At 70.3% G+C, this 23,791-nt stretch carries 22 protein-coding genes and 1 pseudogene; 14 read left to right on the top strand and 9 right to left on the bottom strand.

What is annotated here, in order from left to right; translation table 11 throughout:
* The first annotated feature begins 44 nt into the window (after positions 1–44).
* The 5 genes and pseudogenes from ABIE67_RS12160 to ABIE67_RS12140 all read left to right on the top strand — a co-directional run bounded on the left by ABIE67_RS12160 (position 45) and on the right by ABIE67_RS12140 (position 5,828).
* A complete protein-coding gene (locus ABIE67_RS12160; protein WP_370256473.1) occupies positions 45–1,073 on the top strand; it encodes a 1-aminocyclopropane-1-carboxylate deaminase in 1,029 nt (342 codons plus the stop codon).
* A 146-nt stretch (positions 1,074–1,219) separates the two neighbouring features.
* On the top strand, positions 1,220–2,257 hold the full coding sequence (locus tag ABIE67_RS12155) for a LacI family DNA-binding transcriptional regulator (RefSeq protein WP_370256471.1): 1,038 nt from the start codon (positions 1,220–1,222) through the stop codon (positions 2,255–2,257).
* 298 nt (positions 2,258–2,555) lie between these two features.
* The gene (locus ABIE67_RS12150) at positions 2,556–3,863 is read left to right on the top strand and encodes an ABC transporter substrate-binding protein (protein ID WP_370256470.1); all 1,308 of its coding nucleotides are present in this window, start codon (positions 2,556–2,558) and stop codon (positions 3,861–3,863) included.
* Position 3,864: 1 nt separating this feature from the next.
* Positions 3,865–4,888: pseudogene (locus ABIE67_RS12145) on the top strand (carbohydrate ABC transporter permease).
* The gene (locus tag ABIE67_RS12140; protein WP_370256469.1) at positions 4,878–5,828 is read left to right on the top strand and encodes a carbohydrate ABC transporter permease; all 951 of its coding nucleotides are present in this window, start codon (positions 4,878–4,880) and stop codon (positions 5,826–5,828) included. The pseudogene ABIE67_RS12145 and the gene ABIE67_RS12140 overlap by 11 nt, the downstream one beginning before the upstream one ends.
* A 102-nt stretch (positions 5,829–5,930) precedes the next feature.
* On the opposite strand, the gene ABIE67_RS12135 is transcribed toward ABIE67_RS12140, so the two are convergent.
* From ABIE67_RS12135 to ABIE67_RS12105, 7 genes are all read right to left on the bottom strand, one after another.
* Complete coding sequence (locus ABIE67_RS12135) at positions 5,931–7,151, bottom strand: TerD family protein (protein WP_370256468.1); 1,221 nt, start codon at positions 7,149–7,151, stop codon at positions 5,931–5,933.
* Positions 7,152–7,410: 259 nt separating this feature from the next.
* Entirely contained in the window at positions 7,411–8,400 is a 990-nt protein-coding gene (locus ABIE67_RS12130) for a zinc-dependent alcohol dehydrogenase family protein (RefSeq protein ID WP_370256467.1), read from the bottom strand.
* Complete coding sequence (locus tag ABIE67_RS12125; protein WP_370256466.1) at positions 8,397–9,245, bottom strand: carbohydrate ABC transporter permease; 849 nt, start codon at positions 9,243–9,245, stop codon at positions 8,397–8,399. The genes ABIE67_RS12130 and ABIE67_RS12125 overlap by 4 nt, the downstream gene beginning before the upstream one ends.
* Positions 9,242–10,180, bottom strand: a complete 939-nt coding sequence (locus ABIE67_RS12120) for a carbohydrate ABC transporter permease (RefSeq protein ID WP_370256463.1) — start codon at positions 10,178–10,180, stop codon at positions 9,242–9,244. Before ABIE67_RS12120 ends, ABIE67_RS12125 begins: the two co-directional genes overlap by 4 nt.
* Entirely contained in the window at positions 10,177–11,547 is a 1,371-nt protein-coding gene (locus ABIE67_RS12115) for a sugar ABC transporter substrate-binding protein (protein WP_370256462.1), read from the bottom strand. The genes ABIE67_RS12120 and ABIE67_RS12115 overlap by 4 nt, the downstream gene beginning before the upstream one ends.
* Before the next feature lie 119 nt (positions 11,548–11,666).
* Positions 11,667–12,434 (bottom strand): DeoR/GlpR family DNA-binding transcription regulator, encoded by a 768-nt coding sequence (locus ABIE67_RS12110; protein ID WP_370256461.1) that lies wholly within the window; start codon positions 12,432–12,434, stop codon positions 11,667–11,669.
* Between the two features lie 366 nt (positions 12,435–12,800).
* Entirely contained in the window at positions 12,801–13,610 is an 810-nt protein-coding gene (locus ABIE67_RS12105) for an NAD-dependent epimerase/dehydratase family protein (RefSeq protein WP_370256459.1), read from the bottom strand.
* A 176-nt stretch (positions 13,611–13,786) separates the two neighbouring features.
* On the opposite strand from ABIE67_RS12105, the gene ABIE67_RS12100 reads away from it, so the two are divergent.
* The gene (locus tag ABIE67_RS12100; RefSeq protein ID WP_370256458.1) at positions 13,787–14,740 is read left to right on the top strand and encodes a 5-dehydro-4-deoxyglucarate dehydratase; all 954 of its coding nucleotides are present in this window, start codon (positions 13,787–13,789) and stop codon (positions 14,738–14,740) included.
* Positions 14,737–15,900 carry a hypothetical protein gene (locus tag ABIE67_RS12095; RefSeq protein WP_370256457.1) on the top strand — a complete coding sequence of 388 codons (1,164 nt, stop codon included), beginning with the start codon at positions 14,737–14,739 and terminating at the stop codon, positions 15,898–15,900. The genes ABIE67_RS12100 and ABIE67_RS12095 overlap by 4 nt, the downstream gene beginning before the upstream one ends.
* Here the strand turns inward: ABIE67_RS12095 and ABIE67_RS12090 are convergent.
* Positions 15,837–17,078 carry an MFS transporter gene (locus ABIE67_RS12090; RefSeq protein ID WP_370256456.1) on the bottom strand — a complete coding sequence of 414 codons (1,242 nt, stop codon included), beginning with the start codon at positions 17,076–17,078 and terminating at the stop codon, positions 15,837–15,839. The genes ABIE67_RS12095 and ABIE67_RS12090 overlap by 64 nt on opposite strands.
* Positions 17,079–17,235: 157 nt before the next feature.
* On the opposite strand from ABIE67_RS12090, the gene ABIE67_RS12085 reads away from it, so the two are divergent.
* The 4 genes from ABIE67_RS12085 (at position 17,236) to ABIE67_RS12070 (ending at position 19,096) form a co-directional block, all read left to right on the top strand.
* Positions 17,236–17,448: a DUF4287 domain-containing protein gene (locus tag ABIE67_RS12085; RefSeq protein ID WP_370256455.1), complete on the top strand. Its 213-nt coding sequence runs from the start codon at positions 17,236–17,238 to the stop codon at positions 17,446–17,448.
* A gap of 236 nt (positions 17,449–17,684) precedes the next feature.
* Positions 17,685–17,843 (top strand): hypothetical protein, encoded by a 159-nt coding sequence (locus ABIE67_RS12080; protein WP_370256453.1) that lies wholly within the window; start codon positions 17,685–17,687, stop codon positions 17,841–17,843.
* Between the two features lie 79 nt (positions 17,844–17,922).
* Positions 17,923–18,360, top strand: a complete 438-nt coding sequence (locus ABIE67_RS12075; RefSeq protein ID WP_370256452.1) for a VOC family protein — start codon at positions 17,923–17,925, stop codon at positions 18,358–18,360.
* Positions 18,361–18,505: 145 nt separating this feature from the next.
* Positions 18,506–19,096, top strand: a complete 591-nt coding sequence (locus tag ABIE67_RS12070) for a TIGR03086 family metal-binding protein (protein ID WP_370256451.1) — start codon at positions 18,506–18,508, stop codon at positions 19,094–19,096.
* A 356-nt stretch (positions 19,097–19,452) separates the two neighbouring features.
* On the opposite strand, the gene ABIE67_RS12065 is transcribed toward ABIE67_RS12070, so the two are convergent.
* Positions 19,453–20,109, bottom strand: a complete 657-nt coding sequence (locus ABIE67_RS12065) for a hypothetical protein (protein WP_370256450.1) — start codon at positions 20,107–20,109, stop codon at positions 19,453–19,455.
* 191 nt (positions 20,110–20,300) lie between these two features.
* Between ABIE67_RS12065 and ABIE67_RS12060 the strand changes: the two genes are divergently transcribed.
* The 3 genes from ABIE67_RS12060 to araD are packed head-to-tail and all read left to right on the top strand — an operon-like array spanning position 20,301 to position 23,610.
* Positions 20,301–20,969, top strand: a complete 669-nt coding sequence (locus ABIE67_RS12060) for a GntR family transcriptional regulator (RefSeq protein WP_370256449.1) — start codon at positions 20,301–20,303, stop codon at positions 20,967–20,969.
* Positions 20,966–21,877, top strand: coding sequence for a dihydrodipicolinate synthase family protein (locus tag ABIE67_RS12055; protein ID WP_370256448.1), 912 nt, complete (start codon positions 20,966–20,968; stop codon positions 21,875–21,877). The genes ABIE67_RS12060 and ABIE67_RS12055 overlap by 4 nt, the downstream gene beginning before the upstream one ends.
* The gene (gene araD, locus ABIE67_RS12050) at positions 21,874–23,610 is read left to right on the top strand and encodes an L-arabinonate dehydratase (protein ID WP_370256447.1); all 1,737 of its coding nucleotides are present in this window, start codon (positions 21,874–21,876) and stop codon (positions 23,608–23,610) included. Before ABIE67_RS12055 ends, araD begins: the two co-directional genes overlap by 4 nt.
* The last annotated feature ends 181 nt before the right edge of the window (positions 23,611–23,791 follow it).

The following is a 23,791-nucleotide window of genomic DNA, read 5'->3' as shown; positions in this document are numbered from 1 at the left end:
TCGACGCCGACACCGACCGACGCCGTTTCCCTTGGAGGCGCTCCATGTCCTCTTCCCCGTCCCTTTCCTCCTACGACCGCTACCCCCTCCTCTTCGGCCCGTCCCCCGTGCACCCCCTGGAGCGCCTGACCGCCCACCTCGGCGGTGCCTCCCTCTGGGCCAAGCGGGAGGACTGCAACTCCGGGATCGCCTACGGCGGCAACAAGACCCGCAAGCTGGAGTACCTGGTCGCCGACGCGCTCGCCCAGGGCTGTGACACGCTCGTGTCGATCGGTGGCGTGCAGTCGAACCACACCCGTCAGGTCGCCGCCGTGGCAGCCCGTGCCGGGCTCAAGTGCGTGCTTGTCCAGGAGAGTTGGGTGGACTGGCCCGACTCCGTGTACGACAAGGTCGGCAACATCCTCGTCAGCCGCCTCGCCGGAGCCGACGTCCGCCTCGTGCGGGCCGGCTTCGGGATCGGCTTCAAGGAGAGCTGGGAGCAGGCGCTCAGGGAGGTGGAGGAGGCGGGCGGCAAGCCGTACGCCATCCCGGCCGGGGCTTCCGACCATCCGCTCGGCGGGCTGGGCTTCGCCGGCTGGGCCTACGAAGTGGCGGCGCAGGAGCAGGAGTTGGGCGTCTTCTTCGACACGGTGATCGTGTGCTCGGTGACCGGCTCCACCCAGGCCGGCATGGTCGCCGGTTTCGCCGCCCTGGAGGAGGCGGGCGGCCGTCCGCGCCGCGTCCTCGGCGTCGACGCCTCGGCCAAGCCCGACACCACCCGCGAGCAGATCGCCCGTATCGCCCACAACACCGGTCAACTCATCGGTGTCGAGCGCGAGTTGACCGAGGGCGACGTCGAGCTCGACGACCGGTACCACGCGGGCACGTACGGCATCCCGGACGAGACGACGCTGCAGGCCATGCGGCTCGCGGCAGGGACGGAGGGCATGGTCACCGATCCGGTGTACGAGGGCAAGTCGATGGCCGGGATGATCGACCTGGTTGAGCGCGGGGAGATCACGCGGGACTCCACAGTGCTGTACGCCCACCTGGGCGGCCAGCCGGCGCTGAACGCCTACAGCACGCTGTTCTGAGCGGGGGGTCCGGCAACGCCCCTGAAAGGGGCGCGGGGCTGTATCGATGTGCGGCGCCGCCGCGTGGGCGCGACCAGCCACAACGGCGCCGCGGACGACCGACGACCCATGCGCGGCCCTGCGGGCGGAGCGCTACAGTGCACAGCGTGTGGGCGGACGATCAGCAGCGGGAGCCGAGTGTCGAGCGGCCTGACGGCACCCGCCGCCGGGCCACGATCCACGATGTCGCCAAGCTGGCCGGAGTGTCACGGCAGACCGTCTCCCGCGCGGTCAACGACAAGGGTGAGATCGACCCGGCCACGAAGGAACGGGTGCTGGAGGCGGCCCGGCTGCTGGACTACCGGCCCAGCCGGTTCGCGCGCGGCATGGTGCGGAAGGGCGCCGTGACGGCTGGGCTGGTGATCCCGGATCTGATGAACCCCTTCTTCCCCGAGGTGGCCGCCGGCGTCCTGGAGGCGGCCGAGCAGCGGGGCTGGCAGGTGGTGATGTGGGACTCGCGCATCGACGACGCCCGGGAACGGGACGCGCTCGACGTCCTGTCGCATCAGGCCGACGCGATCGTGGGCTACTTCAAGAGCCCGGACGACGTGCTGGCCCGGCACCTCGGCGGCGTACCGCTGGTGCTGCTGGAGCGCGGGCCGCAGCAGACCCGTTTCGCGGCCGTGGGGATCGACGCCGCCGCCGGTCTCGAACAGGGTATGGCCCACCTGGTGGGCGCGGGGCACCGCAGGATCGGCATGCTGGACGGTGTGCACGGCCCCGGTCCGCGCCGGGGGGCCTTCCTGGAGCAGGTCCGGCGGCACGGCCTGCCCGTCGACGACAGCTGGATCACGCTGTGTGCCGAGCACAGCGTGGCCGGGGGAGAGGCCGGCATGGAGCGACTGCTGGACGCCCGGCCCGACATCACCGCCGTCTTCGGCTTCAACGACCTGATCGCGGTCGGCGCCATGCGCGCCGCCCGGCGTCGGGGCCGGCGGGTGCCGGAGGATCTGGCCGTGCTCGGCTTCGACGGGCTGTCGCTGGGCGAGCTGGTGGAGCCCGCCCTGACCACCCTGCACATCGACAAACGGCGGCTGGGACGGCTGGCCGTCGAGCAGGTGGCCCGGCTGCGGTCGGGCGAGGAGCCGCTGCGGGGTGCCGAGGCGTGGGTGGTTCCCGAGCTGGTGGTGCGGGCCTCCGCCTGAGATGCGGTGGGCCGGGAACGCCCGGCGCATACACGCCCGGCGCATACACCGATATGCGTCGACACCTGGCCGCGAACCTCCCAACACCTCAGCCGTGCAGGTCCCTTGACACTGCTTTTCGGGCGCCTCGATACTCGACGGCAACGTTCACGTGAACGTTCACGGACCAGATCTCCCACCCCGCGATCCCCCTCAGCAATCCCCCCACGCAATCTCCCCACAGCGCGATGCCGAGCCGCTGGGACGAAGTGGCCGACATCGTTGTCACACGCACGTCCGGAAAGCGAGTGCGCCACTCATGGAACACCGAACCCTGTCCCGCAGACGATTTCTGGGGGCCTCGCTGGGCGGCGCGGGCGCCACCCTGCTGGGCCTGTCGGGATGCGGAGCCCCCAGCGGATCGGCGTCCGCGGGCACCAGCCACCTCAGCCTCTGGTACTGGAAGGGCGCACTGAGCGACGAACTCCTCGCCACCGCCAGGCGCGGCGTCCCGGGAGTGCCGGGGCTGAGGGTGCAGGGCTCGCAGATCCCCGACGGCGACATCGACTCCAAGGTGCGCACCAGCCTCGCCGCCCGTGCCTACGTACCGGACATCACCGTCGCGAACTCCGACAACCTCGCCACGTTCTTCCCCGACGAGGACGAGTTCCTGGATCTCAGGACGCTCGGTGCGGAATCGGTCCGCGACCGGTACCTCGACTGGAAGTGGAAGAGCTGCTTCACCCCGTCGGGCCGGATGATCGGCTTCCCCCTCGACGCCGGCCCCACCGCGCTCTACTACCGCAGGGACCTCTTCCAGAAGGCCGGACTGGCCTACGAACCGGCGGACGTCGCCGAGGCCATCCCGAGCTGGGAGAAGTTCATCGCCGCAGGCGGGACGCTGCGCGCGAAGGGGCCCGGCAAGCCGTACCTGGTGAGCAACATCGGCAACGTCTTCCAACAGGTCCTGCTCCAGAGCCCCAAGCAGTTCGTGGACGCCGAGAACCGCTTCATCGGCGACCAGGAGCACGTCAAGCGCGGCTGGGACCTCTCCGTGGAGATCCTCCGCCAGCGGCTCAGCGGCAGGATCACGGACGGGACGCCCGACTTCAACGCGGCCATGAGCGGCGGCCGGGTCGCCACGATGACCACGGCGGTGTGGGCGACCAACGGCCTGAAGGACTCCGCGCCGAAGACCTCCGGGACCTGGCGGCTGACCACCATGCCGGACGGCCCGGCCAACTACGGCGGCTCGTACATGACCCTGACCCGCTACTGCCGCGACCCCGAGGCGGCCTTCGCCTTCCTGACGTGGCTGCTCAGCCCGGCGAACCAGCTCAAGAGCTACCAGGAGATGGCCCTGTTCCCCACCACTCCCGCCGCCTACGCCGACCCCGCGATGCACAGGCCCGACCCCTTCTTCGGCGGCCAGCAGCCCATCGACGTCTTCGGCCCCGCCGCCCAGAAGGCCCCGGTCAACTACTTCAGCCCGTACGAGGAGACCGCCAACACCCCGTTCTTCCAGGAGCTGACCAACGTGGAAATGCTCGGCAAGAACCCCGACCGGGCCTGGCGGGACGCGGTGAACACCGCCGAGACCACGCTGTCCCGGCTGGGGGTGGGCTGACATGGCCACGGTTCTCGACCCGGCGGGCGCGCCGCCGGCCGACGAGCGGCGCCCTGCCCGCCGTACCCGCACGACCGCCCCGGGCGGACGCAGACGCCATGTTCCGCCCCTGCTCGCCATCTCCCCGGTCTATGTGCTGTTCGCCGTCTTCGGCACCTTCCCGGTGCTCTTCTCCCTCTACCTGTCCTTCCAGGACTGGGACGGCATCGGCGACATGCGCTACGTCGGGCTCCAGCAGTACGGCTGGCTGCTGGAGGACCCGGTGTTCTGGCACTCGGTGCTCAACACCTTCGAGATCTGGTTCCTGTCCACGGTGCCGATGCTGTTCCTCGCCCTGGTGCTGGCCTTCCTGCTGCACTCGCAGGTCCGCTTCACCGGCGCGATGCGGGTGGCGTACTTCATCCCCAACGTCACCTCGATGGTCGCGATGACCGTCGTCTTCGGCTCGGTGTTCGCCCAGGCGGGCCTCGCCAACTCGGCGCTGCGGGCGTTCGGCTTGGACGGGATCGGCTGGCTGTCCTCGGAGTGGGGCATCAAGTCGTCCGTCTCCCTCATGATCATCTGGCGGTGGGTCGGCTACAACGCCCTGATCTTCCTGGCGGGCCTCCAGGCCATCCCCACCGAGCACTTCGAGGCCGCCCGCGTCGACGGCGCGAACAGCCGGCAGACCCTCTTCCGGGTCGTGCTGCCGACAACTGCGGCCGGTGGTCCTGTTCGCGGCCGTCACCTCCACCATCAACGGCCTGCAGATCTTCACCGAGTCCCAGGTGCTCTTCCAGTCGACCGACGTCGGAACCACGGGCGGACCGGGCCAGGAGGGCATGACCATCGTGCTCTACCTCTGGCAGAAGGCCTTCAAGGAGCACCAGTTCGGCTACGGCGCCGCGATGGGCTGGCTCCTCTTCGCGATCATCGCCGTCTTCACGATCATCAACTGGCGGCTGGTCTCCGGATCCGACCGCGACGACCGCCGGCCCGGCATCGCCGGGCTGCTGCGACGCAAGGGGGCTCGCGATGGCCGCTGATCCGGACGGGACGACCGGCACCAAGGCGGCAAGGGAGAGGGTGACCGGCAGCAGGGTGACTGGCAATAAGGCGACCGGTAACAGGACGACCGGCAGCGCGGGACTGGCCATCGGCTCCGGCAGCGGACTCACCCGGTTCGCCGTCCGGGCGGTGCTGCTGCTCGGGGTGCTGATCTCGCTGTTCCCCTTCTACTGGCTGGTGGTGATGGCCTCCGGCACCACCCAGGACATCTACAGCTACCCGCCCAAGCTGGTGCCGGGCCCGCATCTCCTGGACAACATGGGGCGGGTGCTCGACACCATCGACTTCTTCGGCTCCCTCTGGAACACGATCGCCGTGGCCGTGGTCGGGACCGCGCTGGTGCTGTTCTTCGACTCGCTGGCCGCGTTCGCCTTCGCCAAGTACGAGTTCCCGGGCAAGAGGTTCCTCTTCGGCACGCTCCTGGTCACGTACATGATCCCCGCGCAGCTGTCGCTGGTGCCGCAGTTCGTCACCATGGCCGAGTTCGGCTGGGCCGGCTCACTGAAGGCGCTGATCATCCCCGGTGCGGCCAACGCCTTCGGCATCTTCTGGATGCGTCAGTACGCCCAGAACTCACTGCCGGACGAGCTGTTGGACGCGGGCAGCATCGACGGTGCCGGATTCTTCCGGCTGTACTGGCAGGTGGCCCTGCCGCTGTTCCGGCCGGCCCTCGCGTTCCTCGGGATCTTCACGTTCATCGGCCTCTGGAACGACTACATCTGGCCGTTGGTCGTCATGATCAACCCGGACAAGGTCACCCTCCAGGTCGCCCTGGCGAACCTCAACGTGCTGTACAACGCCGACTACGCGCTCGTGATGGCCGGTGCGTTGATGAGCGTGATCCCGTTGATCATCGTGTTCCTGCTCGGGGCGCGGCACTTCCTGCGGGATCTGGCGGCGGGGGCCACGAAGATGTGACGGGAGGCGAGCCTCACCCCGGCCTCCGGTCGCGCCGGGCGCCCCCTTCGGCCGGGGGCGCCCTGGACGTCGTACGACTGCCTGCAGTTCCTGTACCTGTGCCTACAGTGCCTGGGCCGCCGGCTTCACCATCCCCCTCACCGTGCGGGACTTCACGAAGTCGCCGATGGCCGTCATCTCCCACTCACCGGAGAACTGCTTGATCAACTTGGCCATCATCACGCCTGTCTGCGCCTCGGCGTTGGTGAGGTCGAAGCGGACCAGCTCCTCGCCGGAGGCGGCGTCGATCAGCCGGCAGTAGGCCTTGGCGACCTCGGTGAACTTCTGGCCGGAGAACGAGTTGACCGTGAAGACGAGCCCGGTGACCTCCTGGGGCAGCCGTCCGAGGTCGACGGTGATGACCTCGTCGTCCCCGCCGCCCTCACCCGTGAGGTTGTCGCCGGAGTGGCGGATGGCGCCCTGCACGATCTGGAGCTTGCCGAAGTAGCAGCTGTCGATGTGGTTGCGCTGCGGGCCGTAGGCGATGACCGAGGCGTCCAGGTCGATGTCCTTGCCGCGGTACGCCGGCTCCCAGCCGAGGCCCATCTTGACCTGGGAGAGCAGGGGGCGGCCGCCCTTGACGAGGGAGACGGTCTGGTTCTTCTGGAGGCTGACGCGGCCCTTGTCGAGGTTGATCTTCCCGGCGCCGGGCGCGGGCGGGGCGGGCGGGGTCGGGGGCGCGGCGGGGGCCTGGGGGGCCGGGGGAGTGGACATCGGCGGGGCCGGCGGGGCGGCCGGGGGCTGCATGGTGGGCTGGGGCGGGGCCACGGGGGCGGCGGGGGCGGGGGCAGGTTCCTCGACCGTGACGCCGAAGTCGGTGGCGATGCCGGCCAGGCCGTTGGCGTAGCCCTGACCGACCGCGCGGGCCTTCCAGGCGCCGTTGCGCAGATAGACCTCGACGATCACCAGGGCCGTCTCGGTGCCGAGCTGCGGGGGTGTGAAGGTGGCCAGGACGCTGTTGTCGTCCGCGTTGCGGATGGTGGCCGTGGGTTCGATGCCCTGGAAGGTCTGGCCGGCGGCGTCCGGGCTGGCGGTGACGACGATCTTCTCGATGCCGGGGGGAACGGCTGCCGTGTCGACAGTGATCGCGTCGGGGCTGGTGCCGCCGCCCGAGCGGTACGTCACGCCGGGGCCGGTCGGCTGGTTGTAGAAGATGAAGTCGTCGTCGGAGCGCACCTTGCCGTCGGCGGTGAGCAGCAGGCCCGATACGTCGAGCCGCACCGGGGCGGCGACGTCCACCGTCACGCGGGCGGCGGAGAGAGGGATGTTCGAGCCGGGGGTCATAGCTGTCATGGTGGGTGAACGAGCGGGGGTGATTTACCGTTCCCTTACCCGGGGCCATTCGGCGGGGCCACGGTTTCCGCCCCCGACGCCCCTACCCGTCCCGTCCTTCTGGGGCTCCGCCCCGGACCCCGCTCCTCGAACGCCGGAGGGGCTGGTTTTTTTCAGCCCGTCCGGCGTTTGAGGACGAGGCCCCTTCAGGGCCGAAAGCGGGGGTCTGGGGGTGCAGCCCCCAGGGATGGGATGGGTAGGCGAAGAAGTCCTACGGGACCACCACGATCTTCCTGCCGACCCCCGATGCGAACTGCTCCAGCGCCTGCGGGTACCGCTCCAGCGGGATTCGGTCGCTGATGAAGATCTCCGGGTCGAGGACGCCGTTCGCGAACAGCTCCGCCGCGCGCTCGAAGCTGTGCAGGACGGCCATCGAACCCGTGATGGTGATCTCCTGGTTGTAGATGCGGTACGGGTCGACCGTGACGCGGGTCGAGTAGTCCGCCACGCCGAACTGGAGGAAGGTGCCCGCCTTGGCCACCCGGTCCAGGCCGTCCTGGATCGCCGCCGCGTTCCCTGTCGCGTCCACCACCAGGTCCCAGCCTTGCGGGCGGTCCAGCTCGTCCGGGTTCGCCGCCGACGCCGAGACGCCGAGCCTGCGTGCCGTCTCCAGGCGGGTGGGGTTCACGTCCACCACGTCCACGCTCGCCGCGCCGGTCCGCTTGGCCAGTTCCAGCATCATCAGGCCCATCGTGCCGGAGCCGTAGATCAGGACGTGGGCGCCGAGGCGGGAGCGGAGGACGTCGTAGCCGCGTACCGCGCAGGACAACGGCTCGACCAGGGCCGCGTCCTGGGTGCGGACGTGCTCGGGCAGCCGTACGCAGTTCGCCACCGGGGCCACCGCGTACTGCGCGGCGCCGCCCGCGGTCGTCACGCCGATCGCCGCCCAGCGTTCGCAGAGGTTGTTGTGGCCCGTCCGGCAGTAGCGGCATTCGTAGCAGTACAGCGATGGGTCCACCGCGACCCGGTCCCCCACCGACAGCTCCGTGACCTGGGTGCCGACCTCGACCACCGCGCCCGCGAACTCGTGCCCGGGGACGATCGGCAGCTTCGGGGCGAACTCGCCCTGGAGGATGTGGAGATCGGTTCCGCACAGGCCGCAGGCCGCGACCTCGACCACGACCTCGCGCGGGCCGGGCGTCGGGTCGGGGACCTCGGCGACGACGGCCTTGCCCACGGACTCGATGACGGCGGCCTTCATTTCACGGCTCCCAACGACAGGCCCTGGACCAGCTTGTCCTGGGCGGCGAACCCCGCGGCGAGCACCGGCAGGGAGATGACGAGCGACGCGGCGCACACCTTCGCCAGGAACAGGCCCTGGCTGGTGATGAAGCCGGTCAGGAAGACGGGGGCGGTCTCCGCCACCACGCCGGTCAGCACGCGGGCGAAGAGAAGTTCGTTCCAGCTGAAGATGAAGCAGATCAGGGCTGTCGCGGCGATGCCGGGCAACGCGATGGGGGCTACCACGCGCGTGAGGATCGTCGGGAGCTTCGCCCCGTCCACCCTTGCCGCCTCGATGATCGCCACCGGGATCTCGGCCAGGAAGGAGTGCATCATCCACACCGCGATCGGCAGGTTCATGGAGGTGTAGAGGATGACCAGCAGCCAGATGTTGTCGAGCATGTCCGTGTTCTTCGCGAACAGGTACAGCGGCAGCAGGCCCGCCACGGCCGGCAGCATCTTCGTGGACAGGAAGAAGAACAGGACGTCCGTCCACTTCTTCACGGGGCGGATCGACAGGGCGTAGGCCGCCGGGAGGGCGAGGACCAGGACGAAGAGCGTCGACGCCACTGACGCCACCGTCGAGTTGATCAGTGCCGGCCAGGGGCTCGCCCCGCCGCCCGCGCCGAAGAACTCGCGGTAGCCGTCCAGCGTCAGCGACGCGGCGAAGGACGGCGGGTTGGTCGCCGCGTCCTCCTCGGAGTGGAAGGACGTCAAAGCCATCCACGCGATCGGCAGGAAGAAGACGATTCCGAGCAGCCAGGCCACCAGGCCGAGGCCAACTCCCTTGCGGCGGCTGCGAAGTCGTACGGCCACTGCACTCATGCGCGCGACACCTCCTCGCGGAACAGGGACGACACCACGCGCAGCGCGAAGGTCGCGATGATGATCGAGCCGATGACCACCAGGACGCCCGCGGCCGAGGCGAGGCCGTTCTCGTGGGCCTGGTAGAAGCTCTGGTAGACGGTGTAGGGGAGGTTGGCGGTGCCCAGACCGCCGGACGTGATCGTGAAGACCGCGTCGAAGTTCTGGACTATGTAGATCGAGCCCAGCAGGGCGCCGAGTTCGAGGTAGCGGCGCAGGTGCGGGAGCGTCAGGTGGCGGAAGATCTGCCAGTCGCTCGCGCCGTCGACCCTCGCCGCCTCGATCTGCTCGTGGTCGCGGCTCTGGAGGCCGGCCAGCAGGATCAGCATCATGAAGGGCGTCCACTGCCAGACCAGGGAGGCCTCGACCGCGAGCAGTGGGGTGTTGGAGATCCAGTCGGGCTGTGGGCCGCCCACATAGTGCAACAACCCATTGAACAGGCCGTATTCGGGGTTGTAGAGCACATGTTTCCAGAGCAGGGCCGCGGCTACGGGCACCACCAGGAACGGGGCGATCAGCAGGGTGCGGACCACTCCGCGGCCCTTGAACCTCCGGTCCAGGAGCAGCGCCAGGACCAGGCCGAGGACCAGGCTGGCCAGGACCACCGCGACCGTCAGGAGCACGGTCGTCCACACCGAGTGGCGCAGGTCCGCGTCGGTGAGGACTTCCTGGTAGTTGTCGATGCCGGTGAAGCGGCGGGCGTCCGGGTAGAGGGAGTTCCAGTCGAAGAACGAGATCACCAGCGTGGCCACGAACGGCAGCTGGGTCACCACGATCATGAAGATGAGGGCGGGCAGCAGGGGTGCCCGGGTCGCCCAGGCGCGCAGCCGGGCGGAGGGTTGGCGTGTCGTGCGCATGGGTGTCGTGGCCACGGGGGCCGTGGTCGTCGCTGTCATCGCCCCTCGTACTCCTCGGAGATCTTCTCGGCCAGCTGCTGGGACTTCCTCAGGGCCGAGTCGACGGACTGGCGTCCGGCGATGGCCGCGCTGATCTCCTGGGAGACCTTGGTGCCGAGGTCGGTGAACTCGGGGATGCCGACGAACTGGATGCCGGGCGCGGGGCGCGGCTGGACGCCGGGGTCGTTCGGGCGGGCGCCCTCGATGGCCTCCTTGGTCATCTCCTGGAAGGCGGCCGCCTCCTCGCGGTACGCCGGGTTGGCGTAGGTGGAGGCACGCTTGCCGGCCGGGACGTTGGACCAGCCGATCTCGTCGCCGACCAGCTGCTCGTACTGCTTGCTCGACGCCCAGGACACGAACTTCCAGGCCTTGTCGGGGTTGCGGGACGCCTGCTGGATGCCCCACGCCCAGGTGTAGAGCCAGCCGGAGGACTCCGTCTTCTCGACCGGGGCCGGTGCGTAGCCGACCTTGCCTTTGACGGGGGAGTTCGCCGACTCCAGGGATCCGGCGGCGGAGGTGGCGTCGTACCACATGGCGACCTTGCCCTGGGTCATGTTGTTCAGGCACTCGGCGAAGCCGGACTGGGCCGCGCCCGACTCACCGTGCTCACGCACCAGGTCGACATAGAACTTCGTCGCCTTCTCCCACTCGGGGGAGTCGAGACGAGCCTTCCAGTTCTTGTCGAACCAGGTGCCGCCGTAGGTGTTCACGACGGTGGTGAGCGGGGCCATCACCTCGCCCCAGCCGGGCAGGCCGCGCAGACAGATGCCCTTCATGCCCGGCTCGGCGCCGTCCGTCTTCGCCGCGAGGTCCGCCACCTGCTGCCAGGTGGGATGCGCGGGCATCGTCAGACCCTCCTTCTCGAAGACGTCCTTGCGGTACATCAGGAAGGACGACTCACCGTAGAAGGGCTGGCCGTAGAGCTTGCCGTCGTCGCCGGTGAGGGACTGGCGCATCGGCTTGAGGACGTCCTGCTCGTCGTACGCCGGGTCCTTGGCGACGTACGAGTTCATCTCGTGCAGCCAGCCGTTGCGGGCGTAGATCGGTATCTCGTAGTTGGAGAGGGTGGCGACGTCGTACTGGCCCGCCTGGTTGGCGAAGTCCTGGCTGATCTTGTCGCGGACGTCGTTCTCGGGCAGGACGGTGAAATTAACCTTGATGCCGGTCTCTTCGGTGAAGCGGGGGGCGAGTTTCTGCAACTCGGTCATCTGAGGGTTGTTGACCATCAGGACGTTGATCGAGTTGCCGCCCGACCCCGCCCCGCCGGCTCCGACCCAGCAGCCGGAGAGCAGCGGGGCGAGCAGCGTCCCTGCGGCGGCCAAGGCGAGCGTGGCTCGCGGTGGCCGTCGTCGGCTCTGGGTTCGCATGGATCGCTCCTGGACGTAGGGGAGATGGGACGTAGGGAAATGGGGCCAATGGGTAGATAAGGGGCATGCGGGGGCGTGTGGATGCCCCCAGGGGGAGTGGGTTTGCTTTTCGGACGTTGTCAGACGCGGATGACCTGTGGTCCCAGCAGCGAGTACCGATGCGCCTCGGCGGCCGGAAGCAGGGTGCTCGTCACGATCGTCTCCAGCGTGCTGATGTCGGCGAACCGGCAGAAGCTGACCGCTCCGAACTTGGTGTGCACGCCGGCGAACACCGTGCGGCGCGCGGCCCGGATCGCCTGTGTCTTGACCTCGCTGACGGCCGGGTCGGGGGTGGTCAGGCCGTACTCGCGGGAGATGCCGTTGGCGCCGATGAACGCCAGGTCGATGACGAAGCCGGCCAGCATCTTCGTCGTCCAGTGGTCGACGGTGGCGAGGGTGCCGCGCCGCACCCGGCCGCCGAGCAGGAGTACGGAGACGTGCTCCGCCTCGGCGAGGGCGCCCGCGACCGGAAGGGACGCGGTGACCACGGTCAGCGGCCGGTCGGTGGGCAGGGACTCGGCGATGAGCTGCGGGGTGAAGCCCTCGTCGACGAAGACCGTCTCGGCGTCCCCGAGCAGCTCGGCCGCGGCGGCCGCGATCCGGCGCTTCTCGGGGACATGGCTGGTGGCGCGGAAGGCGAGCGTCGTCTCGAAGCCGGCGCTCTCCACGGGGTAGGCGCCGCCATGGGTACGGCGGAGCAGGCCGTGGTCCTCCAGGACGCGCAGATCCCGCCGTACGGTCTCCTTGGCCACGCCCAGCTCGGTGGCGAGCGCGGTGACGTCGACGGAACCGCTCGCGCGGGCGGCGCGGACGATCTCGCGCTGGCGTTCCTCCGCGGTTCTGTTCATGGTCGTCACCTACCTCGCTGTACTGCCCGTTCGGGCCCTCCTGGGGCCATGGGGGAAGTTCTACAGCGGGTACGGGGCGGTTACCAGGTCTGTTACGGGGGTGATACTGCCCGCAGTGTGCCCGTTCGGTCTTGTGTGTGCCCGGGGCGGACTCGGGACTCGGGTGGTGCGGTGGTGTGGTGCCTGCGGGTGTGTTGTGGCTGGTCGCGCCCACGCGGCGGAGTCGCAAAGGTCACAGCCCCGCGCCCCTTGGGGGCGCTTACGTGCCGTATGTCGGCCTGCGGTCGTGGGGCTTGGGAGCTGCCCGAATAGCGCGGCGGGCGGGCCCGTTCGGTGCCCGCCCGCCTCTGCGACGACTCTTTTCGGTCAGTACGGCCAGATCGGCGGGTCGCTCACGAAATGGCCGCCCAGGTAGGCGTGCGCGACGTTCTCCGGGTCGAGCTCGCCCTGCTCGGCGATGAGCTTCTCGGCGTACGGCTCGGAGTCGTCCTGCGGTTCGTAGCCGAGGGAGCGGGCGGTGGTCAGGTCCCACCACAGGCGGGTGTTCGCGGACGAGCCGTGGACGACGGTGTGCTCGACGTTCTCGGCGGTGAGGGCCGCGTGGAAGAGGCGGGCGCCGTCGGCGGGGCTCATCCACACCGAGAGCATGCGCACGCTGGTCGGCTCGGGGAAGCAGGAGCCGATGCGCACGGACACCGTCTCCAGGCCGTGCTTGTCCCAGTAGAGCTGCGCGAGGTCCTCGCCGAAGCACTTGGACAGGCCGTAGAAGGTGTCCGGGCGGCGCGGGGTGTCGATGGGGATGAGGGGGGCGTCGCCCCGAGGGCGGGGCGTGAAGCCCACCGCGTGGTTGGAGGAGGCGAAGACGATACGCCTGACGCCCTCCTCGCGGGCGGCCTCGTACAGGTTGTAGGTGCCCTCGATGTTCGCCAGGAGGATCTTCTCGAACGGGGCTTCCAGTGAGATGCCCGCGAGATGGATGATCGCGTCGACGCCCCGCACGGCCTCGCGCAGCGCCTCGCGGTCACCGAGGTCGGCGACGATCGCGTCCGGCTCGCCCTCGATCGGGCGCAGATCGAGCAGCCGCAGCTCGTAGCCGTACGCCGGGAGCAGGTCCCGCATCAGGGTGCCGAGGCCGCCGGCGGCGCCGGTGAGCAGAACGGTGCGGGGTGCGGGCATCCTCGGGACTCCTTGAGTGATCGGCCGCGTGCGTGCACGGTATTCACATGCGTGGACAAGTTAAGGATCACGACCCTGGCGAGTCAAGGGTGGTGCAGCCGCCGTTCATAAACGTAAACTCTGATCAGTATCCTGCACCGGTCCTTCAAGTTCCGTACTCGCCCCAGGGAGAGCCCGTGACGCCAGCCCCCCTCGCCGCACGTCTCAGCATTCCCGGCGGGCCGCTGTTCTTCCCCGTCACCGCCTACGCCCCCGACGGCTCGGTCGACCTCGACACCTACCGCACCCATGTGCGGCAAGGCGTCGAGGCCGGGGCCGCCGCCGTGTTCGCGTGCTGCGGCACCGGAGAGTTCCACGCGCTGACCCCCGAGGAGTACGAGGCGTGCGTGCGGGCGGCCGTCGAGGCGGCGGAGGGCCGCGTACCGGTCGTCGCGGGCGCCGGATACGGCACCGCCCTCGCCGTGCGGTACGCGCAGCTCGCCGAGACGGCCGGCGCGGACGGGCTGCTCGCCATGCCGCCGTACCTCGTCGTCGCCGGGCAGGAGGGGCTGCTGCGGCACTACAAGGAGGTCGCCGCGGCGACCGCGCTCCCCGTCATCGTCTACCAGCGCGACAACGCCGTGTTCACCCCGGCCACCGTCATCGAACTCGCCCGCACGGACGGCGTCATCGGCCTCAAGGACGGCCTCGGCGACCTGGACCTCATGCAGCGGATCGTCAGCGCCGTACGCACCGAGGCCCCCGGCGACTTCCTCTACTTCAACGGCCTGCCGACCGCCGAACAGACCCAGCTCGCCTACCGCGCGATCGGCGTGTCGCTCTACTCGTCCGCCGTGTTCTGCTTCGCCCCGGAGATCGCCCTCGCCTTCTACCGGGCGCTGGAGGCGGGCGACGACACGACCGTCACGCGCCTCCTGGACGGCTTCTACCGCCCGTTCGTCGAGCTGCGCGCCCAGGGCCGCGGATACGCCGTCGCCCTCGTCAAGGCCGGCGTACGGATGCGCGGCCTGGACGTGGGGGAGGTCCGGCCGCCGCTGCACGAGCCGGGCGAGGATCATGTGAAGCAGCTCGCCGACGTGATCGAGCGCGGATACGCGCTGCTGGAGAAGGAGCCGGAGGACACCAAGTGAAGGCGTCGACATTCGTCTACCCCTGGGACGTCAACGGGGACCCGGAGGCACCCGGGAGGATCGCCGCCCTCGGCGTGCGACAGGTGACGCTCGCCGCCGCCTACCACTCCACCCGCGCCCTCACCCCCCGCCACCCGCGCCACCGCATCGTCACCGCCGAGCACGCCGCCGTGCTCTACCCGGCGGACGGCCGTTGGCAGGGCCACGCACTGCGTCCGTACCCGGCCGGTGACTGGGCACCCGGCGACGCCTTCGGCGAGGCGGCCGCCGCGCTCGCGGACGCCGCTCTGGAGGTGCACACCTGGGTGGTCCTCGCCCACAACTCCCGCCTGGGCGCCGAGCACCCGGACACCTCGGTCGTCAACGCCTACGGCGACCGCTACCCGTGGGCCCCGTGCATCGCACAGCCCGCCACGCGCGCGTACCTCGTCGAACTGGCCGCCGAGGCCGCCGTACGGCCCGGAGCACGCGGTACCGAGCTGGAGTCCCTCGGCTGGTACGGCCTGCAGCACCTGCACGCGCACGACAAGACCGGCGGGGTGCCGCTCGGCGACGCCGGGATGTACCTGATGGCGCTCTGCTTCTGCCCGACCTGCGAGGAGGGCTACGGCGCCCAGGGCCTGGACGCCGACGAGCTGGCGGCCGCCGTACGCGCCGCCCTCGAACCGCTGTGGCAGGGCACGGTCGCCGACGAGGGCTGGCCCGGAGTCGAGAAGCTGCTGGGCGAGTCGAACGCGGCGGCCACGCGCGCGTGGCGCGACGAAACGGCCCGTACGCTCCAGGAGACGGCGGTCCGGGCGGTACGCCAGGCCGCCCCCGACGGCTTCCAGGTGCTGTTGCACGCCGACCCGGTGACGTACCACGTCGGCGCCAACCCCGGTGTCGACCCCGAGCACATCCTCTCCGTCGCGGACGGCGTGGTCGTACCCTGCGCGGGCGGCCCCGGTCTGCTGACGCCGTTCGCCGAGCAGGGCCGTGAGGACGCGGTCATCGCCGCCAACTTCGGCGTGGTCTCCGGGATGGGCGGCAGCCCGGGCACGCTCGCGTCGGACACGGCACGCGCGCGTGAGCTGGGCGCCACGGAGATCCGGCTCTATCACGCGGGGTTGGCGTCGGACGGGGACCTGGTGGCGGTACGGGAGGCACTCGCCGCGCTCTGAAGCAGCGGCACGGCCGTCACCAGCCACACCAGGCCCAGGACGGGCAACACGAGCCGTACGTCGAGCAGTTCGACCAGCGCCGCCCCCACCGCCAGCCCGATGACGTTCGGCGTGAAGACGAGCGTGTTGGCCGTGGCGGCGGTCCGGCCGAGCAGAGCGTCCGGCGTCTCGCGCTGCACGGCGGTGAGCGCGGCGATCAGTACGCAGGGCAGTCCCACGCCGCTCGCCGCGCAGCAGACCAGGACCACGAGGTCGGACGGAATCGCCCGCAGGCCGGCCGCGACGGCCGTCAGCGCGATGCCGTACGCGGCGAGACGGCGTTCGCCGAGGCGGCGCAGCGCGGGGCCGGACAGCAGCCCGATCGCCACCGACCCGGCGCCCTGGACGGCGTACAGCACACCGGCGTACGCGGGGGCGTGCCCGAGGCCGTCGATGACGGCGTAGATCATCGCGCCGTTGAGACCGGCGCACAGCATGGTGGTGCCGCCGGCCAGGACGAGGGGGCGCAGCCGGGGGTGCGTCCAGAGGAAGCGGGCCCCCTCGGCGGTCTGTGCCCGCCACCCTCCCTTCGGCGGCTCGGGCCTGCTCTCGCGGACGCGCAGGCACGCGTACAGGCCGGTCGCGACCACGAACGTCACCGCGTCGAGCAGGGCGACACTCGCGCCGCCGTACGCCGCGTAGACGCCGGCGCCGGCCAGCGGGGCGAGGAGCTTCATGCCCTCGGAGGCCGTCATGCGCAGCCCGTTGAAGTCGCCGAGCAGGGGCGCGGGCACGGCGGAGGCGATGAGGGCGGACTCGGCGGCGTCGTGGACGACGCCTGCGGCGCCGTAGACGAACAGGACCGCGAAGAGGAGCCAGAGTCGGTCCGGGGAGTCGACGGTGAAGAGGGTGAGCAGGAGGGCGGCCAGGAGGAGGTTGGCGCCGATCAGCAGCGGTTTGCGGCGGGTGCGATCGGCGAGCGTGCCGAGGAGCGGACCGGCCAGGGTGGGCGCCCACATGGCGAGCATGCACAGCGCGGCCAGTCCGTCGGAGCCGGTGAGGTCCTTGACCCATACGCCGGACACCAGCCACAACGCCGAGGTCCCGAAGCCGGACACCACGACTCCGGCGAGGTAGAGGGCGGCGTCGCGGTCGCGCAGGACGCGGGGGAGGGGCCAGGGGGTGGTGGTCGTCGTCATGCCACGCCATCGTGGGTCTAAGGCGGGGGTGTGGGGATGGGGGAAGTGCCCTAGTCGTCGAGGTTCGGCAGCGCGCCTTCACCGGCCGATGAGTTCTGCGGCGCCCGCCGGTCATAGGGCGCGACAACCTCGCCCGCAACCGGATGGAACTGCCGACATGACTGACGCCGTCAAGGGCCCGGCCAGCTACTTCCCTTCCATCGAGAAGAAGTACGGCCGTCCCATCGCCGAGTGGACCGACCTCATCCGCTCCTCGCCCCTGACCAAGCACACGGAGCTCGTGAACTGGCTCAAGACCGAGCACGGGCTGGGCCACGGCCACGCCAACGCTCTCGTCGCACACACCCTCGCGGAGGCCCGCGGCAAGTGAGCCGCCCAAGTACGCCAAGTAGGCCGCGTACGCCAAGTAGGCCGCCCGAGCAAGCCGTCCACGAGGTCGCCCTGGGGGCGTGCGGGGGGGGGCGTGTCAGGTGAACAGTGCGCCAATTCCCTGTGTGCGAACGTAATTTGATCGTGACTCGGAGACCGGGCGCAAGGTAATGTTCAGGCAAAGAGGCGCTCGCGGTGACCAAGAGAGCCGCGACTCGACAATGCTTGAAGGAGGCAATGGTGTTCGATCTCCGGACCGAGGCTGAGATGAGGCTGTTCTCGGAAAAGACGGCCAAGGAACTCGCTCTGAAGAAGCAGCGGGAAGAGGGCGTCGAGTCCGAAGAGCCGACGATCGCGCAGACGTCGGCCGCCATTGCGGCGGAGCCGGTCGGCTGACATCTGACCGGGAGTGCGGTGACGGTCCGTCGGATTCCCCGGCGGGCCGTTTTGGCTTCCCGGGAGAGAGGGTGAATCGATGAGGACTCTGCACTTCGGTCTCCGTGTGGTAGACCTCGAACGATCGCTCGCGTTCTACACGGCCGTGGGTTACGAAACGATCGGGAGCGTCCCCGACACCCCGTTCGGAAGCCTGACGATGCTCAAGCTCCCCGGCGACGCGTTCGTCAGCATCGAACTCGTCCACGATCCCGCCGGGGAGCACAAAGTCGGCGTCGGTGAGCAAAGCGGCGAGCAAAGCGTCCTCAACCATTTCGTCATCCAGGTGGAGTCGATGGCGGCCACCCTCACCGAGCTGGCCGCGCACGGCATCGAGGCCGAGGCCCCCGTGTCGCCGGACGGCTCGGACGACTTCCTGACGTCCTGGCTCACCGATCCGGACGGCAACCGGATCGAGCTGGTGCAGTGGCCGGCGGGGCACCCCGACGGGATCACGGGCGCGGACTGGACGGACTGAGCGGCACGCCGACGGGCCCGGCGGGAATCCGTTGGAGGCCGTCGGTACTGCTCATGGGCGGACGCGGGGGCCAGGGGCGCCACCGATGAGTTTCGCCGCCCCCGTGGGTCCACCCTTCAGGAACAGACCTGTGAGGAGCCGGCCCATGAGCGACACGACCCTCGACCTCGGACCGCAGACGCGCGTCATCGCCCGTCTCGCGGACGGCGTCACCGACGATCAGCTCTCGGCGTCCACGCCCTGCCCGGACATGGCGGTGCGCAACCTGCTGGGGCACCTGCTCGGCCTGACCGTCGCCTTCCGTGACGCTGCCCGCAAGGACCTGGGCGTCACGACCGACACCAGCCCGGACGCCGCCGTACCGGACATCGGGCCGGGCTGGCGCGAGGAGCTGCCCAAGGTGCTCGACGAACTGGCCGAGGCGTGGCGTGACCCCGGCGCCCGGACCGGCATGACCCGCGCGGGCGGTGTGGACCTGCCGGGCCCAGTGGCGGCCGCCGTGACCGTGGACGAGCTGGTGATCCACGGCTGGGACCTGGCCCGCGCGACCGGCCAGGAGTACGCCCCCGACCCCGCCGCGCTGCAGGCGTCGCACGACTTCCTCCTCGCCGCCGTCGACGACGCCGGCCGAGGTGAGATCTTCGGTCCCGTGGTGGCGGTCCCCGCCGACGCGCCACTGCTCGACCGGGCGGTCGGGCTGAGCGGACGGGACCCGGGGTGGGCGCGGGAGCGCTGACCTGGGGTGTTTTCCGGTCCGGTCCCTTCCGGTCCGGTCTCTTCGGGTCCGGTCCCTTCGGGTCCGGTCCCTTCGGGTCCGGTCCCTTCGGGTCCGGTCCCTTCGGGTCCGGTCCCTTCGGGTCCGGTCCCTTCGGGTCCGGTCCCTTCGGGTCCGGTCCCTTCGGGTCCGGTCCCTTCGGGTCCGGTCCCTTCCGGTCCGGTCCGTTCCGGTCCCTTCCGGTCCAGTCCGTTCCGGATCGGATCGGGTCGGGTCGGGGTCGGGTCGGGTCGGGGCCGGGGTCGGGTCGGGCCGGGGTCGGGTCGGTGTCGCGGTTCTGGCATGTGCCGCGCCATGTCCGCCCCGGCGGACGGCCTTCAGTCGAGCTGGTGCTCGACCCGGTGCCGCAGGTACTCGTCGGGGTGGGTGCGCGCGATGTGTACCGCCTCGGCCACCAGGTCATGCAGGCCGGCGGGGTAGTGGCGCGGGTTCAGGGGGAGCCCGGGGAGGACGCAGCGGCGTACGTCGAGGTCTTCGTTGCGCACGAACTCGCGCAGCGTGGCCTCGTGCCACACGGCGCGGAGGTCGGCCACGGCGTCGGCCTCCGCCTTGCTCTCGGGCGTCGGCACCAGCGTCTGCCCGCCGCGGAATCTCAGCGCCGCCCGCGCCCAGTACCAGGCGCGGGCCGCTCCGGCGCGTTCGAAGTCGGTTCCCGTCCGCACATACTCGATCAACGCGCTCTGCACCCGCCGGCGGCCGAACACGGTCACGGCGGCCTCGACGAACAGCCGGTTGTGGCTCGGGTCGGGGTCGAGGACGGCCGTGCGCAGCAGCGGGTCGAAGAGCTGCTCGGGCAAGGTCTCCACGTCGCGCAGGGCCCGCCTGAACGCCAGCCGCGCCTGCCCCTGCCACTCCCGGTCGCGCGGCACCCGGTCGGGGAGGCCGACACCGACCAGTGGGGCCAGTTCGGCCAGTTGCAGACGGAACGCCGATGTCCGGTCCTGCCGTCGGCCGGGAAGCGGTGCGAACGTCATCGGCTCTGTCCTTCCTGGGGTGTTGTCGCAGCAGCGTAGGCCCGCAACCCCAACTTCCTTTGTCAGAAGCATTGACGAAACATGCGGCCCCTCCTACCTTCATCGCGTCGTACTTCGTACGTCATATATGAGACGCGATACGTGAGATCCCATACGCGAGAGCCAATCCCGCGAAGATCCGAGAGGCGCGCATGACCTCTGTGCCCACGCCGATCCCCTCGCGCACGCAGTACGTGCTGGAGGAGATCAAACGCCGCATCCTCACCGGGCAGTTGACGCCCGGTCAGGCCCTGGTCGAGACCGAGCTCGCCGCGCAGTTCGGGGTGTCGAAGACCCCGGTCCGCGAGGCGCTCAAGACGCTGGCCGGGACCGGGCTGGTCGTGATGAGCCAGTACAAGGGCGTCACGGTGCGCATGGTGGACGCGGACATGGCGCGCGAGGTCTACGACGTGCGGCTGCTCCTCGAACCCGAGGCGCTCAAGCGGGCCGTGAAGCGCGGCGCCTCCCTCGCCGCCGCCCGTGACGCGCTGACCCGCGCCGACGCGGCCGACGACACCGCCGAACGCTCCCTCGCCAACCGGGAGTTCCACCGCGCCCTCTATCTGCCGTGCGGCAACCCGCTGCTCGGCCGGATGCTCGACGAGGTCCGCGACCAGGCCGCCCTCGTCTCCGCCGTCGCCTGGGCCGCCTCGCCCTCCTGGGAACGGGAGGCCGGCGAGCACCGGGAGATCCTGCGGCTCGCGCTGGAGGGCGACGCGGACGGCGCCGCGCGCGCCCTCCACTCCCACATCGCCTCGTTCGTGCAACGGGCCTTCCCCGACGCGGAGGTCGAGGCCCACGGAGAGGACGGTCCGGCATGACCACGACGTTCGAGACCCAGCGGACGGCCCTGGCCGACGTGGTGGCGATCCCGGTGACCCCGTTCGCCGAGGACGGCAGTGTCGACCAGGACGCCCACCGGGCCCTGCTGCGTCGGCTGCTCGACGGGGGCATCACCACCCTCACCCCCAACGGCAACACCGGCGAGTTCTACGCCCTCACCCCCGAAGAGCGCCGTCTCGTCACCGAGCTGACGATCGACGAGGCCCGCGACCGCGACGCCGCCATCCTCGTCGGCGTCGGCCACGACGTGCCCACCGCCATCGCCTCCGCCCGGCACGCCCGCGAACTCGGCGCCCAGATGGTGATGGTCCACCAGCCCGTCCACCCGTACGTCTCCCAGAACGGCTGGGTCGACTACCACCGCGCCATCGCCGAGGCCGTGCCCGAGCTCGGCGTCGTCCCGTACATCCGCAACTCCCAGCTCGGCGGCGCGCGCCTGGCCGAACTCGCCGACGACTGCCCGAACGTCATCGGCGTGAAGTACGCCGTCCCGGACGCCGCCAGGTTCGCCGCCTTCGCGCGGGACGCGGGGCTCGACCGCTTCGTGTGGGTCGCCGGGCTCGCCGAGCCGTACGCCCCCTCGTACTTCTCCGCGGGCGCCACCGGCTTCACCTCGGGACTCGTGAACGTCGCCCCGGCCGTCTCGCTGAACATGATCGAAGCACTTCGATCCGGCGACTACCCGGCCGCCATGAAGGTCTGGGAGCAGATCCGCCGCTTCGAGGAACTGCGCGCCGCGAACGGCTCCGCCAACAACGTCACCGTCGTCAAGGAGGCCCTGGCCTCGCTGGGTCTGTGCCGCCGGGACGTGCGCCCGCCGAGTCGGCACCTGCCCGAGGACGAGCGCGCCGAGGTCGCCGCCATAGCGTCCGGGTGGTCGATATGACCGACAGAGAGCGAAAGCGCCCCGAGGAACTCCGAAGCCACCAGTGGTACGGCACCGAGGGCCAGCTGCGCACCTGGTCCCACAACGCCCGGATGCGCCAGCTGGGATACGAGGCGGAGGAGTACCGGGGCCGTCCGGTGATCGCCGTACTCAACACCTGGTCCGACATCAACCCCTGCCACGTCCATCTGCGCGAGCGCGCCGAGGCGGTCAAGCGGGGCGTGTGGCAGGCCGGGGGCTTCCCGCTCGAGTTCCCGGTCGCCACGCTTTCGGAGACGTACCAGAAGCCGACCCCGATGCTGTACCGCAACCTGCTCGCGATGGAGACGGAGGAGCTGCTGCGGTCGTATCCGATCGACGCGGCCGTGCTGCTCGGCGGCTGCGACAAGTCGACGCCGGCGCTGCTCATGGGCGCGGCCTCGGCCGACATACCGTCGATCTTCGTTCCCGCGGGACCGATGCTGCCGGGGCACTGGCGCGGTGAGACCCTCGGCTCCGGCACCGACATGTGGAAGTACTGGGACGAGCACCGCGCGGGCAATCTGACGGACTGCGAACTGCGGGAGCTGCAGGGCGGGTTGGCGCGTTCACCCGGTCACTGCATGACCATGGGGACCGCGTCCACGATGACCGCGGCGGCCGAAGCCCTCGGCATGACGCTGCCGGGCGCCTCCTCGATCCCGGCCGTCGACTCCGGGCACGAGCGGATGGCCGCCGCCTCCGGTCGCCGGGCCGTGGAACTCGCCTGGACCGGTCTCAAGCCGTCCGAGATCCTCACCAGCGAGGCCTTCGACGACGCCGTCACCACGGTGCTCGGGCTCGGCGGCTCCACCAACGCGGTCATCCATCTGATCGCCATGGCGGGCCGCGCGGGCACCAAGCTCACCCTCGACGACTTCGACCGCATCGCACGCACCGTGCCGGTGCTGGCCAACGTACGGCCGGGCGGACAGACGTACCTCATGGAGGACTTCCACTTCGCCGGCGGCCTGCCCGCCTTCCTCTCGCGGATCACCGACCTGCTCCACCTGGACCGGCCGACCGTCAACGGCACCCTCGGCGAGCAGATCAAGGACGCCGTCGTCCACAACGACGACGTCATCCGCACCCGCGACAACCCGGTCGCCGGCGAGGGCGGAGTCGCCGTGCTGCGCGGCAACCTCTGCCCGGACGGCGCCGTCATCAAGCACATCTCGGCCGAGCGTCACCTGCTCGACCACACCGGGCCCGCGGTCGTCTTCGACGACTACAAGACGATGCAGCGGACCATCAACGACCCGTCGCTCAACATCACCGCCGACAGTGTGCTGGTGCTGCGCAACGCCGGTCCCAAGGGCGGCCCGGGCATGCCCGAGTACGGCATGCTGCCGCTGCCCGACCATCTGCTGAAGCAGGGTGTACGGGACATGGTGCGGATCTCCGACGCCCGGATGAGCGGCACGAGTTACGGCACGTGTGTGCTGCACATCGCGCCCGAGTCGTACGTCGGCGGCCCGCTGGCCCTCGTGCGGACAGGCGACCTGATCACCCTGGACGTCGAGTCACGCACCCTCCAACTCAACGTCGACGACGAGGAGTTGGCGCGACGTCGGGCCGAGTGGGCACCCCCGCTCACCCGTTACGAGCGCGGCTACGGCGCCCTCTACAACGAACAGATCACCCAGGCCGACACAGGCTGCGACTTCGAGTTCCTGGCCCGCCCGGGCAAGTACCCGGACCCCTACGCCCTTTAGGGGCGCGGGGCTGCAATCGATCTGCGGCTCCGCCGCGTGGGCGCGACAAGCCCGAACGCACCCGCAGCCGCCACACAACAACAAGAGGCACCCCGTATCGCGATCCGGGCAACCTCCGCCCATCGAGAAAGCGCTTCCTGCACCACAAAAGCAAGCCGCACGCACGCCGTACCAAGAACGG

Source organism: Streptomyces sp. V4I8 (assembly GCF_041261225.1).
Lineage (GTDB): Bacteria > Actinomycetota > Actinomycetes > Streptomycetales > Streptomycetaceae > Streptomyces.
This window is presented reverse-complemented; position numbering and strand designations above follow the sequence as displayed.